General features: G+C 36.1%; 13 protein-coding genes. 10 read left to right on the top strand and 3 right to left on the bottom strand.

Annotation, left to right across the window (positions count from 1 at the left end; genetic code table 11):
* Positions 1-121: 121 nt before the first annotated feature.
* The 10 genes from ABXT69_RS01175 (at position 122) to ABXT69_RS01130 (ending at position 11,442) form a co-directional block, all read left to right on the top strand.
* Positions 122-1,696 (top strand): dihydrolipoyllysine-residue acetyltransferase, encoded by a 1,575-nt coding sequence (locus tag ABXT69_RS01175; protein ID WP_416678419.1) that lies wholly within the window; start codon positions 122-124, stop codon positions 1,694-1,696.
* The gene (lpdA, locus tag ABXT69_RS01170; RefSeq protein WP_416678418.1) at positions 1,693-3,099 is read left to right on the top strand and encodes a dihydrolipoyl dehydrogenase; all 1,407 of its coding nucleotides are present in this window, start codon (positions 1,693-1,695) and stop codon (positions 3,097-3,099) included. Before ABXT69_RS01175 ends, lpdA begins: the two co-directional genes overlap by 4 nt.
* A 7-nt stretch (positions 3,100-3,106) precedes the next feature.
* On the top strand, positions 3,107-3,760 hold the full coding sequence (locus ABXT69_RS01165) for a protein-L-isoaspartate O-methyltransferase family protein (RefSeq protein WP_416678417.1): 654 nt from the start codon (positions 3,107-3,109) through the stop codon (positions 3,758-3,760).
* 16 nt (positions 3,761-3,776) lie between these two features.
* Positions 3,777-6,068, top strand: a complete 2,292-nt coding sequence (locus ABXT69_RS01160; protein ID WP_416678414.1) for an efflux RND transporter permease subunit — start codon at positions 3,777-3,779, stop codon at positions 6,066-6,068.
* Between the two features lie 146 nt (positions 6,069-6,214).
* Positions 6,215-7,774, top strand: coding sequence for an L-aspartate oxidase (nadB, locus tag ABXT69_RS01155; protein ID WP_416678411.1), 1,560 nt, complete (start codon positions 6,215-6,217; stop codon positions 7,772-7,774).
* Entirely contained in the window at positions 7,771-8,268 is a 498-nt protein-coding gene (gene def / locus ABXT69_RS01150; RefSeq protein ID WP_416678409.1) for a peptide deformylase, read from the top strand. The genes nadB and def overlap by 4 nt, the downstream gene beginning before the upstream one ends.
* Positions 8,269-8,272: 4 nt before the next feature.
* The gene (gene dusB, locus ABXT69_RS01145; RefSeq protein ID WP_416678407.1) at positions 8,273-9,241 is read left to right on the top strand and encodes a tRNA dihydrouridine synthase DusB; all 969 of its coding nucleotides are present in this window, start codon (positions 8,273-8,275) and stop codon (positions 9,239-9,241) included.
* Complete coding sequence (locus tag ABXT69_RS01140; RefSeq protein ID WP_416678406.1) at positions 9,238-9,468, top strand: helix-turn-helix domain-containing protein; 231 nt, start codon at positions 9,238-9,240, stop codon at positions 9,466-9,468. Before dusB ends, ABXT69_RS01140 begins: the two co-directional genes overlap by 4 nt.
* Before the next feature lie 48 nt (positions 9,469-9,516).
* On the top strand, positions 9,517-11,058 hold the full coding sequence (purH, locus tag ABXT69_RS01135; RefSeq protein ID WP_416678404.1) for a bifunctional phosphoribosylaminoimidazolecarboxamide formyltransferase/IMP cyclohydrolase: 1,542 nt from the start codon (positions 9,517-9,519) through the stop codon (positions 11,056-11,058).
* A 33-nt stretch (positions 11,059-11,091) separates the two neighbouring features.
* Entirely contained in the window at positions 11,092-11,442 is a 351-nt protein-coding gene (locus ABXT69_RS01130; protein ID WP_271537897.1) for a rhodanese-like domain-containing protein, read from the top strand.
* 32 nt (positions 11,443-11,474) lie between these two features.
* On the opposite strand, the gene ABXT69_RS01125 is transcribed toward ABXT69_RS01130, so the two are convergent.
* Genes ABXT69_RS01125 through ABXT69_RS01115 form a run of 3 tightly spaced genes read right to left on the bottom strand, consistent with a single transcriptional unit; the run spans position 11,475 to position 15,975 of the window.
* Entirely contained in the window at positions 11,475-12,239 is a 765-nt protein-coding gene (locus ABXT69_RS01125; RefSeq protein ID WP_416678401.1) for a dimethylarginine dimethylaminohydrolase family protein, read from the bottom strand.
* A gap of 28 nt (positions 12,240-12,267) precedes the next feature.
* Positions 12,268-13,446 carry a M20 aminoacylase family protein gene (locus ABXT69_RS01120; protein ID WP_271541247.1) on the bottom strand — a complete coding sequence of 393 codons (1,179 nt, stop codon included), beginning with the start codon at positions 13,444-13,446 and terminating at the stop codon, positions 12,268-12,270.
* Between the two features lie 3 nt (positions 13,447-13,449).
* Positions 13,450-15,975: a GcvT family protein gene (locus ABXT69_RS01115; RefSeq protein WP_416678398.1), complete on the bottom strand. Its 2,526-nt coding sequence runs from the start codon at positions 15,973-15,975 to the stop codon at positions 13,450-13,452.
* Between the last annotated feature and the right edge of the window lie 110 nt (positions 15,976-16,085).

Below are 16,085 nucleotides of genomic sequence, written 5' to 3'. Positions count from 1 at the left end.
AAATTATCTTACTTAGATTATAAAAAAATAATTAACTTATTATATAAAAATAAATTAGTTTTGACATGTAAATTTATTTTCATATTTATCCCACTTCACAAGCTAAATTTGGGATAATTACATGCTTAAAATACAAAGCTATTTAATAGTCTATATGCCAACCCAAAAAAATGTCGAGTTACCAGATATAGGTGATTTTGACTCTGTTGATGTTATTGAAGTTTTAGTGAAAGTTGGAGATACTGTCAATGAAAATGACAGTCTTATTACATTAGAAACTGACAAAGCTACAATGGAAATCCCTGCGCCCTTTCCAGGAAAGGTAGCCAGTCTTAAAGTAAAAGTTGGAGATAAAATAGCTAAAGGCGAGCTCATTCTCACCATTGAGAGTGATTCTGAATCTGAAGAAGAAGCTTCAAATAAAACAGCTGCTCCTAGCAATTCAGAAGTAACGGGTTCAAATAATCAATCTAATACTTCACAAAAAAATGTCGAGTTACCAGATATAGGTGATTTTGACTCTGTTGATGTTATTGAAGTTTTAGTGAAAGTTGGAGATACTGTCAATGAAAATGACAGTCTTATTACATTAGAAACTGACAAAGCTACAATGGAAATCCCTGCGCCCTTTCCAGGAAAGGTAGCCAGTCTTAAAGTAAAAGTTGGAGATAAAATAGCTAAAGGCGAGCTCATTCTCACCATTGAGAGTGATTCTGAACCTGAAGAAGAAGCTTCAAATAAAACAGCTGCTCCTAGCAATTCAGAAGTAACGGGTAGTTCACATATTGAGATTGAAGAACCAAGTGTTTCAAGCTCAATAACTGAAGACCCTAAAGAAGAAATTTCTTTAAATACTGATTCAAATTCTCACGCCTCTCCTTCCATACGAAAGTTAGCAAGGGAACTTGGAGTTAGCTTATCAAAGATTAAAGGTACAGGTAAAAAAGGCAGGATCTTAGAGGAAGATTTAAAGTCTTTTGTAAAACAAATAGTTATTAATGGAGATACTGGTAATGAAGTAGAGGTAGTTCCATTATCTAGAATTAAGAAAATATCCGGAAAACACCTCTCAAGTAGTTGGAGCTCAATACCTCATGTCACTCAATTTGATGAAGTCAATATTGAGCAATTAGAGAAATTTCGCAAACATCAAAAAGAAAGAAACATTAAATTAAGTCCTCTAATTTTCATTATGAAGGCTGTCGTTCAAGTCTTAAAACGTCATCCAAACTTTAATGCTTCTTTAGATGAGAGTGGTGAAAATTTGATAGTGAAAAAATACTTTAATCTTGGTATTGCAGTTGATACTCCAAATGGCTTGCTTGTTCCAGTTGTAAAAGATGTGGGTAAAAAATCATTAGTTGAACTTGCTGAAGAACTTGCTGATATTTCTTCACGAGCTAGAGAGGGTCAATTACAGGCAAGCGAAATGAAAGGTGCGGGCTTTACGATTTCAAGCTTAGGTGGAATTGGTGGTACCCAATTTACGCCAATTATTAATTCACCTGAAGTTGCAATTTTAGGAGTCTCTAGAACACAAATAAAGCCAGTTTGGAATGGGACTTCTTTTGAGCCTACAGCAATGATTCCACTCGCACTTTCATATGATCACAGAGTTATAGATGGTGCAGAGGGAGCGAAGTTTATGGCTGAACTAAATCAAGTTCTTAGCAATATTATGGAGATGTTATTATGATTAAAACTAAAGTTTTAGTTATTGGATCTGGTCCAGGCGGGTACACAGCTGCTTTTCGTGCGGCTGACTTAGGTAATGAAGTTACCTTAATTGAAAGTCATAAAACTCTTGGTGGGGTTTGTTTAAATGTGGGCTGTATTCCTTCTAAAACACTTCTTCATACTGCTGAAGTAATCAACGAAGCCAAGCATGCAAATGAACTTGGTGTTACTTTTAAAAGCCCTAAAATAGATATTGATGGTGTTAGAAAAAATAAAGAAGATATAGTAAGTAAGCTTACTGGTGGCATTCAAGCCCTCGCTAAAGCAAGAAAAGTCAAAGTAATTACGGGCTATGCAAAATTTCTTTCGAAGAATCAAGTGGCACTTGATGGGACTGATGAAGTCATTGAATTTGATCAATGTATTATTGCAACAGGCTCAAGAGTAACGAAATTTCCAATGTTTCCATTCGAGGACAAGCGAGTAATGGACTCCACAGATGCCCTGATGTTGGATGACATACCTAAAAGAATGCTGGTGGTTGGTGGTGGCATTATTGGCCTCGAAATGGCTACAATTTATGATGCCCTTGGAAGTGAAATTACTATGGTTGAGCTTGGCAATCAAATTATTCCTGTGGCAGACAAAGATATTGTTACTCCATTATTTAAAAAAATAAAAAAGACTTATGCTAATGTCTTTTTAAACACTAAAGTTACCAAAATGACTGCAGCAAAAAAAGGAATAAAAGTTGAGTTTGAAGGTAAAGATACTCCAGAGTCAGACACATTTGACAAGGTTTTAGTTGCTGTTGGGCGAACCCCTAATGGTCTGTTAATTGATGCTGAAAAAGCTGGCGTTAATATTGATAAAAGTGGATTTATTACTACAAATAATCAAATGAAAACTAATGTTGATAACATATTTGCTATAGGAGATATTGTTGGACAACCAATGCTTGCTCATAAAGCCACTCATGAAGCTAAAGTTGCAGCAGAAGTAATTAGTGGCAAAAAAACTGGATTTAATGCTCTTACAATTCCCTCAGTCGCTTATACAGATCCAGAGGTAGCATGGACTGGCAAAACTGAAAAAGAACTCATAGAAGCTGGAGTTAAGTTTGATAAAGGTGTGTTTCCATGGGCTGCATCTGGAAGAAGCTTGAGTATAGGAAGAAGTGAAGGTGTATCAAAGGCTTTATTTGATGCTGAGTCAGGTAAGATTCTTGGCATGGGTATTTGTGGAAATCATGCTGGTGATTTAATTTCTGAGGCTACTTTAGCCATTGAAATGGGTTGTGATATGAGCGATATTGCTTTAACCATTCATGCACACCCTACTCTTTCAGAAACGACTGCATTTGCAGCTGAAATGGCTGAAGGTACAATTACAGATTTGATGCCGCCAAGAAAGAAAAAATAGGTGAAATATGGATATTAAACAAGCTAGAAAAAATGTTATTGAACAGCAAGTAAGGCCTTGGGGTGGTCTCAATGTGAGAGCAAATCAAGCATTAACAGATACCCCACGTGAAAACTTTGTTCCAGAAGAATATCAGAAGTTAGTATTTGCTGATATTGAAATACCTCTTAATAAGGTAGGCAAAATGCTTTCACCAAAAATTGAGGGTAGGATTCTAGATAGCCTTGATCTAAAAGGCCATGAAAATGTTCTAGAAGTTGGCACTGGAAGCGGTTACTTTACCTCCGTACTATCTTTACTATCAAATTCAGTTATAAGTATTGATGCTGATAAAGACTTACATGCTTTAGCAAAAAGTAAGATTAATAAACTTAATTTAAGCAATATAACCCTTAAGCATGAAAGCTTTCTAACTTCTAATTTTGAGAATGGGCAGTTTGATGCAGTTGTTCTAGGATGTGCTCTTCCTGAAATTAATAAAGACTTAAAAAAACTTCTAAATTTAGGTGGAAAATTATTTGTAGTTGTTGGATCAAAAAACCAAATGCATGCAACTCTAGTTACTCGTCTAAATGAAAATGAATGGCACTCCAAATCTCTTTTTGAGACGCATTTAGACATCATGATAGGTTCTGAGCCATCTGTCAAATTTACCTTTTAACTTTAAATAGGCAGATATGCTTAATTCTTTATTGAATTTCTTAATTAAGAAGCCAGCATGGTCTTTAGCTCTGTTTTTAATTATTATTGGAGCAACATTTCTACAAATTCAAAATTTCTCACTTGATGCCTCCTCAGAGTCATTATCACTAGAGGGTGATAACAACCTAGAACTTTATTTTGATACCCAAAAAACTTTTAGCTCTGATGAATCGTTAGTAATTAGCTACACGGCTAATGAAGAAACTATACTTGACACTAAACAGATATCTCACCTGCGCTCCTTAAGAGATGACTTACTCAATATTGAAGGTATTAATTCAGTAATATCAATACTTGACGTTTCTCTATTTCAATCCCCACCTCTTTCTCTTATTGAACTTGCGAGTGATGTTTATACAATTGACAATGGTAAGGCAGAACTGTCTTACATTGAAAATGAATTTAAAAATAGCCCACTTTATGCTGACAACCTAGTTAGCACAGACTTAAAAACAACGGCGTTGTTAATTCCACTTGCTACTGACAATCCAGAAATATTAATTAATCAAGAAACTTTGAAAGTAATAATTGAAGACATACGTTTAACGATGAATGAATATCGCAATGAAGCAAGCTTATTCCTGGGCGGAGTTCCAATGATAAGAAATGATGCAATTGCATATATCAAAAGTGATTTAATAGTATTTAGTCTTGCTGTGATTTTGGCAATGTCCATAATGCTAGCATTCTTTTTTCATAAAATTCGATGGGTTGCAGTTCCAATAATGATTAGTATTATTGGCGCTCTTTTCATGACTGGAGTAATAAGCGCTATTGGCTGGAAAGTTACCGTTATTTCAGCAAATTTTTTCTCTCTTCTTCTTGTTATGACCCTATCTGTAACTATTCACTTAGTGGTTCGCTATAGAGAAATATCGAGCAATAATCCTGATGCAACGTCTTCAGAATTAACAAAGCAGACTTTGACAGAAATGATTAAGCCATGCACCTACACCGTAATTTCTACTATAGCTGCATTTGTTTCTTTAACTACGAGTAATGTTAAGCCTGTAATTGACTTTGGCTTAATGATGAGTCTAGGAGTAATGATAGCTTTTGTATTATCCTTTATTAGTTTTGCAATATTTACGATGCTTCTACCAAAACCTATAACTGCAAGTCATCCAGATCAATTCTTGGTATTAGAAAAATTTGCAATTATTACCGATAAGTTTGGGAAGCAAATACTAGTAACTCTCATTGTAACTATGATTATTGCTTTTATTGGTGTAAGTAAACTTACAGTAGAGAATAGCTTTATAAACTACTTTAAAAAAAATACAGAGATTTATCAAGGGCTTCACTTAATTGATAAAGAGCTAGGTGGGACAGTTCCATTGGAAATTGTTTTTAATGATATTGCAAATGCGTATTGGGCAGATTCAAGCTTAAGGGATGACTTCCATGAGGTTCATAAGTACCTTGATAGCATACCCAGCATTGGAAAGGTTTTATCAATTGATACATTCATGCAGGTCCTTAAAAAATCAAATAATGGAAAAGCACCTAATGGATTTTTGTTAACTTTAGGTAAAAATAATATGCCTGAATTTGCTAAAGAACAGATTTTAAAGCCACACATATCAGATGATAGTGACCAAATAAGAATTGTAGCAAGAATTAAAGAAACAACAATAGGGCTAAATAGAAACCAACTCATTAATGACATCAATAATGAGTTGATTAAAAACTTTAACTTTAATCAAGAAGATTTTTATTTCACAGGGACATTTTCACTTTACAACAATCTTCTACAGAGTTTATTTGAATCTCAAATAAAGACTATAACTAGCGTCTTTATAATTATCTTTATACTTTTTTTATTCATATTTAGATCAGCATCAATTGCACTTATAGCTTTGTTGCCAAATGTAATTCCATCGCTATTAATCTTAGGGGTTATGGGTTTAGCAAATGTACCGCTAGATATTATGACAATAACTATAGCAGCCATTGCTATTGGAATCGGAATTGATAATGCAGTCCATTACATTAGTAGATTTCAAAATGAGGTTTTAAAGGATGGTGACTACTTATCTTCGATGTATAGAACGCATAGCACTATTGGTATCTCAATGTTTTATACTGCTGCCACAGTTGCAATTGGGTTCTTAGTTCTAATATTATCGCACTTTACTCCGAGTATTTATTTTGGTATTTTTATGGCAATTGCTATGTTGAGTGCTGTAATTGTTAATCTAACATTACTTCCCAAGTTGCTAATAATTTTTAAACCCAAAATGAATAACCAAAGGCTTATAAAATAAAAAACCCCACCTCGAATAAGAGAGTGGGGTTAGTCTACTATTAAAAGGAGAAATAAGTTAAATATAGTAGTTTTTAACTTACGCAAAATTATATATAAAAATTAATTTAATAATTTTTATTTTGTGTCTTTTTGTATCAATAAATTATGGCAAACAATTATCAATTTGATGTTCTTATTATAGGCTCTGGAGCTGCAGGCTTAATGAGTGCAATTCAGCTGTCTGAAAAACTCTCAATAGCTGTAATAGCGAAAGATAAGGTATTAGAAGGCTCTTCTTATTACGCACAAGGTGGCATATCTGCAGTGCTTGACCCAGAAGATAACTTTGAGTCACATATTTTGGACACAATAAATACTGGACTTAACTTAGGCAGTGAAAAAAGTATTAGGTTTATGGTGGAGCAAGCTCCTTCAGCAATTTCAGACCTTGAAAATACTGGTGTAATATTTTCACACGTCAATAACAGCTACGACCTAACTACTGAAGGTGGTCATAGTTCAAAAAGAGTAGCTCATGTTGCTGATAAAACTGGTCAATCAATCCAAGTTAACTTACTAGCAAAAGTTAAACAAAAAAATAATATTACACTTTTTGAGCAATATGTAGCAGTTGACCTGCTAGTTGATAATGGAAACTGTAATGGAGCATATGTTTTCAATAAGAGTACAAAAGAGGTTAGTACTTTTTCCTCCCATAAAACTATATTAGCCACTGGAGGAGCATCAAAATCCTACCTTTATACTTCAAACCCAGACACCTCAACTGGCGATGGAATTGCCATGGCCTATCGAGCTGGGTGTCATATTACTAATATGGAATTTACACAGTTTCACCCAACATGTCTTTTTCATCCACATGCTAAATCATTTCTAATTTCTGAAGCATTAAGAGGTGAAGGAGCAAAACTACTTCTACCGAATGGTAAAGAATTCATGCACAAGTATGACTCTAGACTTGAACTTGCTCCCAGGGATATTGTGGCAAGAGCTATCGATAATGAGATGAAGGTTAATGGGTATGATTGCGTTTATCTTGATATCTCATTCAAAGATGCCAAATGGATTAAGTCACGCTTCCCAGCTATTTCACAGCGATGTAATGAGCTAGGCATTGATATATGTAATGAAGCCTTGCCAGTTGTCCCAGCTGCTCATTACACATGTGGTGGAGTTGATACAAATTTAGATGCACAAAGCAATATTAAGAACCTTTATGCGATTGGAGAAGTAGCTCATACTGGTGTGCATGGTGCCAACAGATTAGCAAGTAACTCTTTACTTGAATGCATTGTTTTTGCAAAATCTTGCGCCAAACATATTAATGATAGCATCTTCGAAGAAGTATTCCCTTCAATTGCAAAATGGGATGCTTCTAGAGTCGCCCCTTCAAAAGAGAAAGTAGTTATCGCCCACTTATGGCTTGAAATCAGACTCATTATGTGGAACTTTGTAGGCATTGTCAGAAGTGATAATCGACTTAATTCAGCCCATTTAAAAATTCAACAAATAAACAAAGAAGTTGATGAATATTACCGAATTTATACTATAACTGATGATTTAATTGAACTAAGAAACTTAGCTCAAACATCAAAAATTATTGTAGAATCAGCCATCTCAAGAAAGGAAAGCAGAGGCTTGCACTATAACCAAGATTATCCAAATCAACTTAACAAAATACATAACACTGTTATGAATAAAACATGATTTTAGACATTTTAAAGTACCCTGATAAGCGCTTAAGGACGGTTGCAAATGAAGTAGACGCCGTTAATACAGAGATCAAGAAACAAGTTAAAGATATGTTTGAAACAATGTATGACGCTCCTGGAATCGGTTTAGCCGCAACCCAAGTTAATTTTCATAAGCGCATCATTGTCATTGATATTTCAGATGAATGCAACCAGCCACTATGTCTAATAAACCCAAAAATAATTGAAAAAAATGGTGAAATTGAATGGGAGGAAGGATGCCTTTCAGTTCCAAATTACTATGAAAGTGTTAAAAGATCCAATGAAATAAAAGTTAGTGCGCTTAATCAGCTTGGTGAGTTGTGTGAAATTGATGCAAGTGAGATGCTGGCAGTTTGTATACAACATGAAATGGATCACTTAAATGGCATATTATTTGTAGATCATTTATCTAAATTGAAACAAAAACGCCTAAAAAAGAAAGCCGAAAAAAATACCTTAAAATTTTAATTTTATGAATATTGGCCCTTACTCTCTTCCATCACAAGTTTTACTTGCGCCAATGGCAGGTACGAGTGATAAACCCTTTAGAATGATATGCAGAGCACAAGGTGCTGGCCTAACAACATCTGAGATGGTCGTGATGCAAAACCACCTTCTTAATTCAAATAAATCAAAACACCGTTTAGACTTTACCTCAGAACAATCTCCTATTAGTATTCAAATAGCAGGCTCAGAAGCAGAAGAATTAGCAGAATCAGCCAGAAAAGCAGTTGATTTTGGGGCAGATATTATAGATATTAATATGGGCTGTCCTGCAAAAAAAGTCTGCAATAAAGCTGCCGGTTCAGCTTTAATGCAAAACGAAAAACTTGTTGAAGACATTATTAAGTCTGTCGTTAATGCCGTTGATATTCCTGTTACTCTTAAAATGCGCACAGGATGGAATGAAGAAAATAAAAATGCCCCTATTATCGCAAAAATTGCTGAAGATTTTGGCATACAAATGCTGGCAATTCATGGGAGAACCAGGTCACAAAAATATAACGGTGAAGCTGAATTTAATACAGTAAAAAAAATTACCAAAATAGTATCAATTCCTGTTGTTGCAAATGGCGATATCACCTCCCCAGAAAAAGCTAAAGATGTATTAGACTTGACTGGTGCCGAAGCAGTAATGCTTGGTCGAGCAACGCAAGGAAATCCTTGGCTAGTTGGTCAGGTTAATCATTTCTTAAAGACTGGAAACAAAGCAGAAGAAACTTCTTTAGATAAAAAAATTCCCCTTATCTTGAGCCATATTCTTCAAATTCATGATTTTTATGGACATAAAATGGGAACACAGTTATCCAGAAAGCATATTTTTTGGTATTCTATGCACCTTGACCAAGAAAAAGGGACAGCATTTTGGCCAAACATTAATAGAGTGTCTGATCACTCTGAACAATATTCAATTTTTCATGATTTTTTGTATTCAATATGACACAAAGGGGTTTACAGGATTGTATCAAAGATAGTCTCGAGAAGTACTTCTCGGACTTGAATGGTGAAACATCAAATGGAGTTTTTAAGATGGTTACCCAACAAACTGAGTCAGCTACCATTAAGTTTGTCCTCGATAAAGTCAATCAAAATCAAAGCGAAGCTGCCAGAATCCTTGGCATAAACAGAGCAACCCTAAAGAAAAAAGTAAGCCTTTATAACCTGTAAGAGTTTATAATCAATTCCTTAAAATATCTAAATTTTAATTCTTAAAAGATGTCTATTAAGCGAGCTTTAATTAGCGTTTCTGACAAAACTGGAGTAGTTGAATTTGCTCTAGGACTTTCTTCACTAGATATCGAAATTATTTCCACGGGTGGAACTGCCAAACTTCTAAAAGATAATAATATCCCTGTAATTGAAGTATCGGATTTCACAGGCTATCCAGAAATGATGTCAGGCCGTGTTAAGACTCTCAATCCAATGATCCATGGTGGAATTTTAGCTCGAAGAGGTAAAGATGAAGCTGTAATGTTAAAAAATAACATCAGTCCAATTGACTTAGTCGTTGTAAATTTATATCCTTTTCAACAAACTATTTCAAACCCAAACTGTACCCATGATGATGCCATTGAAAATATTGATATTGGTGGGCCTGCAATGCTACGTTCAAGTGCAAAAAATCATGAATCAGTAACTGTAATAGTTGATAGTGCTGATTATCAATTTATTCTAGATGAATTAAATAACAATGGTGATACTGCATTGGATACCAGAAAAGCTCTAGCGCTAAAAACCTTCGAACACACTGCACAATATGATGGCGCTATAGCAAATTATTTAGGACGTGAACAAGACGGGTTTTCAAATACTTTAAATTTGCAATATATAAAGTTTCAAACCATGCGTTATGGAGAAAACCCTCATCAGAGTGCTGCATTTTATAAGGAGACTAACCTTACTGAGGCATCTGTTTCTTCCAGTAAACAAATCCAAGGAAAACCTCTTTCCTTCAATAATTTGGCAGATGCTGATGCAGCATTAGAATGTGTTCGAGATTTTGAAGAGCCTTGCTGCGTTATTATTAAACACGCGAACCCATGTGGAGTAGCAACAAAGGAAAATATTCACTTGGCCTATCTTAGTGCTTATCAAACGGACCCAACATCTGCATTTGGGGGAATTATTGCGTTTAATCGTGAACTTAATGAAGAGACTGCTCAATCTATTACCAAGCAACAATTTGTTGAAGTAATCATTGCCCCAAGAATTAGCTCTAAAGCTAAATCTATACTATCTAAAAAAGAAAACATTAGGGTTCTTGAGTGTGGTGATCTTCAAAAGGCTAAACATACTTTTGACTATAAGAAAATATCTGGAGGCCTTCTTATTCAGGATAAAGATTTAGTTATTTTAAAATCTTCTGATCTCAAATGCGTATCTTTAATTCAGCCTACTAGCAAACAAATGCTCGACTTATTGTTTGCTTGGAAAGTTGCTAAATATGTAAAGTCTAATGCAATTATCTACGCAAAAAATCAAATGACGATCGGGGTTGGAGCAGGTCAAATGTCAAGGATCTACTCTGCTAAAATTGCTGGCATTAAAGCTGCCGATGAAAACCTTGAAGTCAAGGGCTCAGTAATGGCGTCAGACGCTTTTTTTCCTTTTCGAGATGGAATAGATGCTGCTGCAGAAGCTGGAATTAGTGCTATTATTCATCCTGGTGGTTCTATGCGTGATGAGGAAGTAATTGCTGCTGCTGATGAACATGGAATAGCAATGATATTTACGGGTATTCGTCACTTCAAACATTAAGGTACAACTTTATTAACTATTAAGGGATTCTCAATGATCAAAAGTGCAGGTGAATTAATATCAGATGCTCAAACAAAAATTAATTGTGTTGATGCAAACGCAGCAAAACTTCTCTATCAAAATTCAAATAATTCTGTAATTATTGATGTTCGTGAAGTAAATAATTATGAAGAATTGAGTCTCAATGATTCGATAAATATTTCTAGAGGATTAATTGAAATGAAAATCGGCAAGCAGTGTCCCAATCCTGAAACTTTAATATTGACTCACTGTGCTGGTGGAGGTCGAGCCTCACTTGCAGCTCTAACAATTCAACAAATGGGTTACTCAAATGTTCATGCTATAACAGCAACGTTTGAAGAAATTAAAGAAATATTTGATTAAATTAAAACCTTAATCATTAAATTAAGAATTTCTTAGTACCTTAAAGACAAACAGCTTAAACCTCCATCAAGCTTTTTGAATTCTGAAACATCAACTTCAATTATTTTAAAACCTGCATCTGAAATCCTCCCTTTTGATATTGGATATCCAGATGGAATAATTACAAATTCATTGACCCAAATACAGTTTGCCGCATAACTTTCCTCTTGTGGTATTTCTATAAAATCATAATTTTCAAAAATTGGATTACTCAGGAACTCTCCACATACTACTAACTTATTATTTTCTAGATAAGAAAGTCCAGTCTTAAGGTGAAGAACATCATTTAGCTCAACAGTTGAACCTGTTAAACCATATTTTTGCAGCAGTTTAATTGCTTGCTCAGCGCCATCGACATTAGTTCGATCTGACAAACCAATATAGTAATGACTGCCAACCATCATAATATCTCCAGCCTCTATTGTTCCTGGCGCTTCAATATATTCAATATTCATAAATTCTTTTCTTAATACATAATCTATTTGACTCACCTCATCTCTCCTGGTTGGAGCTCCTGGGCGCGTAATTATTACGCACTCTGGAGTTACTAGAGCTACGTCTTCAATAAATGTTGAATCTGGGTATTGTTCACAAGGCTCAAGAACATTAACTTCAACACCACAAGATTTCAGTGCCTCTATATAAGCCGTATGCTGAATAATTGCATTATCATAATTTGGTAATCCTAAATCTTTCGAATCACTTAATCCATTAATTAGACTCTTACCAGGAGCCCTAACAATCGCATGAGAAAACATAAATTAAACCTTAAAATCAAAAAAATACTTACTTGAGAATGCCTTGGACTAGTTGCACCCAATAGCTACTTCCAAGAGGAAGAATCTCATCATTAAAATCATATTCTGTATTGTGGAGCATGCAGCCGCCCTCAGGACCATCCTCAGGAACTAGCCCGTTCCCAATCCAAATATAAGCACCCTCTGAGGCGTTAAGCAAAAAAGAAAAATCTTCAGAGCCCATACTTGGCTTCTCATTTCTCAAAACATTGCCACTTCCTACAACCTCTGCTGCAGCGTTTGCACAAAGCTCAGCATGTTTTGGGGTGTTAACTGTTGCTGGATAATTTGGCGTTGAACTGAACGTTGCTGTCGCTCCCATTGAGTGACTTATACCCTCAACAATTTTCTTAATTTTTGCTTTGACTTCATTCCCTACATCTGTTGAAAAGTATCTTAAAGAGCCAGTTAGGTTCATGTCGTTTGGAATAACATTAGAGACAAAGCCTGCATCAAGCATTGTAATACTTACGACAGCAGAATCAAGAGGGGCAACATTTCTTGAAACCACACTTTGAAGTGCAGTAATAATTTGAGCTCCAATTACTACAGGGTCAACGCACTGATCTGGCATTGCTGCATGGCCACCCTTGCCTTTGATAGAAATTTTGAGTGTTTCATTAGCAGCCATTACAGCCGTATCATGAACAGCAAATTGCCCTTCAGCCATTCCTGGCCAGTTATGCATCCCATATACAGCTTCACAAGGAAACTTTTCAAATATACCCTCTTCCACCATCACACGACCGCCACCGCCACCTTCTTCAGCTGGTTGAAAAATAAAATGAACTGTTCCTGAAAAATTATTATTTTCTTTTAAGTGAACAGCAGCGCCAAGTAGCATTGTTGAGTGACCATCATGACCACATGCATGCATTTTTCCATCATGAACTGATTTATGACTAAAATCATTTTTTTCCTGAATAGGAAGAGCATCCATATCTGCTCGAAGACCAATGACACGCCCTTCTTTTTTTCCATGAATAGTGGCTACTATTCCTGTAACTGCCAAGCCGCGATGCATTTCGATATCATTGGCCTCAAGAACTGCAGCTATATAGTCACTTGTTAGATCTTCTTTAAAGCTAAGCTCGGGATGTTTATGAATGTGATGACGCCATGTCACCATGTCTTCGTGTAACTCAGATTGTTTTTTAATAATAGACATTCTTTAGCTCCTTAGGCACTCATTCGTTGAGTCAAAAGGTGACTCTTCTATCACAATAGCTTTATACCTTTCACCCAATATCTCAATTTCAAGTTCTGTTCCAAGAGTTGCAAGTTCAAGCCTTACAAGTCCTAGAGCGAGTGACTTTTCACAGCGCCACCCATATCCTCCAGATGTAGCTCTTCCAACAACCTCGCCATCTTTATAGATCGCCTCTGAACCGCGTGCATCTGCATCAACTACTCCTAAAACCTCCAGAGTGACAAATCCATTTGAAGGCCCGCGATCCTGCCACTCTTTGAGAGCAGATTTACCTATGAAATCATTTTCTTTGTCAAGCTTTACAAAACGATCAAGACCAGACTCATAAGCGGAATATTCAATTGACATCTCTCTTGGAATTAATCGGTAAGATTTTTCAAGGCGCATACTATCCATTGCACGTATACCAAATGGTTTAATTTCAAACTCAGCTCCAGCCTCCATTAGCTGATCAAATATGTAATTCTGCATTTCAATTGGATGATGTAGCTCCCAACCAAGCTCACCAACAAAGTTAACTCTCAGGGCTTCTGCAGTTGCGTAGCCTACATTAATTTTTTTACCTGTTAGCCACTTAAAGTTGTCGTTTGATAAATCAGTATCAGTCAGTTTTTGAAGGACATCACGAGACCTTGGGCCAGCTAAAACAAGCACACCAGTTTGTGTTGTAACTCGCTGGATATTCACACTCCCATCTTTTGGTAAGAGCTTAAACAAATAGTCATGATCATGCGTTTCAAATGCACCTGCTGAAACTAAATAATAACTTTGAGGACCGGTTTTATAGACTGTAAATTCCGCTCGAACCCCTCCATTTAAAGAGAGCATATGAACCAGACTAATTCTACCAATAGCTTTAGGCATCTTGTTTGCAAAGATATATTCAAGCCATTCCTCTGCTCCAGGTCCTTTAACTATACATTTTGCAAAAGCAGACATATCTAGTAGTCCAACTTTATCATTAACATGCTTGCATTCATTTCCAACATGTTCAAAATAATTAGAGCGCCTAAATGAATTTTTTTCTACAATTCGTCCATCCTCTAGAGCTGTCGCATGGTTTTTATTCATCAATACTTTTGCTGGATCTTCTTGATTTAACTCCTCTACACTCAGAGAATAATCAGCACTGGGCATGAACCAATTTGGACGCTCCCAACCATATACACTTCCAAATACAGCCCCCAAAGCTTTCATACGATCATAACAGGGTGCAGTTTTCAAGGGTCTTGCAGCACTTCTCTCTTCATCGGGATAGTGAGTTGTAAAAACATTTGCGTAAGCCTCTTCATTTTTTTCTTTCAAATATCCTCGAGTAGCATAAGGACCAAAACGACGAGGATCAACGCCCATCATGTCAACTGTAGGCTCTCCATCAACAATCCACTCAGCGAGCTGCCATCCAGCTCCGCCCGCAGCAGTTATGCCAAAACTATGGCCTTCATTGAGCCAAAAGTTTTTTAGTCCTGGCGCAGGTCCAACAATTGGATTTCCATCAGGAGTGTATGCAATAGCTCCGTTATATACATCCTTAATTCCTACTTCGCCAAACGCAGGAACACGATTTATACAGCGATCAATATGCGGCATTATGCGATCAAGTTCACCATTAAATAACTCATATTGACAGTCGTCTTTAGGGCCATCAACGTAGCATACAGGTGCGCCTTTTTCGTAAATTCCTAAGATCATTCCGCCAGCCTCTTCTCGCAAATAATAGGCTGCATCAGATTCACGTAGAACGGCCATTTCAGGAAGTCCTTGTTTTTTTCTTTCTAAAATTTCTGGATGAGGCTCTGTTACTAGAAACTGATGTTCAACAGGAATTACTGGAACATCTAAACCAACCATTTCACCAGTTTTTCTGGCAAAACTACCTGTACAAGAGACAACATGCTCGCAGGCAATGTCGCCTTTATCGGTGGATACAATCCAGCTCTGGTCTTTTTGTTGTGTAATTCCTTCTACTAGTGTGTGCTCATAAATCTCAGCACCACGATTTCTAGCACCTTTGCATAATGCTTGAGTTAAGTCTGCTGGCTGTATATATCCATCGTCAGGATGCTGAATAGCGCCCAACAAGCCTTCCGTATTACATAAAGGCCAAACTTCTTTAATTTCTTCTGGCGTTAAAAAATTAACATTAACACCTACGGTGCTTCCAACGCCAGCATAATACTTATACTCGTCCATTCGATCTTGAGAATTTGCAAGGCGGATATTTGATACAACACTAAAGCCAACGTTCATCCCAGTCTCTTTTTCTAGCTCATGATAGAAGTCGACTGAATATTGATGTAGTTTTCCAACTGAATAACTCATATTAAAGAGTGGCAATAAGCCAGCTGCATGCCATGTTGAGCCAGAAGTTAAATCTTTGCGCTCAACCAATACGACATCAGTCCAACCTTTTTTTGCTAAATGGTATAGGGTCCCTGCGCCAACAACTCCGCCTCCAATAACCACCACTTGTGTTTTATTTTTCATCAAATCCTCAATGTAAACTCTCACCAAAAAAAGCGAATTATATACCTAAATTATAGCAATTACATCAATTAGTTAATGGTAGAATTTTTCAAAATTTATTCCGGCTATAA

This window comes from Candidatus Pseudothioglobus sp. Uisw_016 (assembly GCF_048087635.1).
Classification (GTDB): domain Bacteria; phylum Pseudomonadota; class Gammaproteobacteria; order PS1; family Pseudothioglobaceae; genus Pseudothioglobus.
Note: the sequence above shows the minus strand (reverse complement) of the source record. Positions and strands in the feature narration are given on the sequence as shown.

Coding starts and splice junctions, on each gene's coding strand:
- ABXT69_RS01125 (WP_416678401.1), bottom strand. CDS start 12,239: ATGTTTTCTCATGCGATTGTTAGGGCTCCTGGTAAGAGTCTAATTAAT.
- dusB (WP_416678407.1), top strand. CDS start 8,273: ATGAATATTGGCCCTTACTCTCTTCCATCACAAGTTTTACTTGCGCCA.
- ABXT69_RS01130 (WP_271537897.1), top strand. CDS start 11,092: ATGATCAAAAGTGCAGGTGAATTAATATCAGATGCTCAAACAAAAATT.
- ABXT69_RS01120 (WP_271541247.1), bottom strand. CDS start 13,446: ATGTCTATTATTAAAAAACAATCTGAGTTACACGAAGACATGGTGACA.
- lpdA (WP_416678418.1), top strand. CDS start 1,693: ATGATTAAAACTAAAGTTTTAGTTATTGGATCTGGTCCAGGCGGGTAC.
- def (WP_416678409.1), top strand. CDS start 7,771: ATGATTTTAGACATTTTAAAGTACCCTGATAAGCGCTTAAGGACGGTT.
- nadB (WP_416678411.1), top strand. CDS start 6,215: ATGGCAAACAATTATCAATTTGATGTTCTTATTATAGGCTCTGGAGCT.
- ABXT69_RS01160 (WP_416678414.1), top strand. CDS start 3,777: ATGCTTAATTCTTTATTGAATTTCTTAATTAAGAAGCCAGCATGGTCT.
- purH (WP_416678404.1), top strand. CDS start 9,517: ATGTCTATTAAGCGAGCTTTAATTAGCGTTTCTGACAAAACTGGAGTA.
- ABXT69_RS01115 (WP_416678398.1), bottom strand. CDS start 15,975: ATGAAAAATAAAACACAAGTGGTGGTTATTGGAGGCGGAGTTGTTGGC.
- ABXT69_RS01175 (WP_416678419.1), top strand. CDS start 122: ATGCTTAAAATACAAAGCTATTTAATAGTCTATATGCCAACCCAAAAA.
- ABXT69_RS01165 (WP_416678417.1), top strand. CDS start 3,107: ATGGATATTAAACAAGCTAGAAAAAATGTTATTGAACAGCAAGTAAGG.
- ABXT69_RS01140 (WP_416678406.1), top strand. CDS start 9,238: ATGACACAAAGGGGTTTACAGGATTGTATCAAAGATAGTCTCGAGAAG.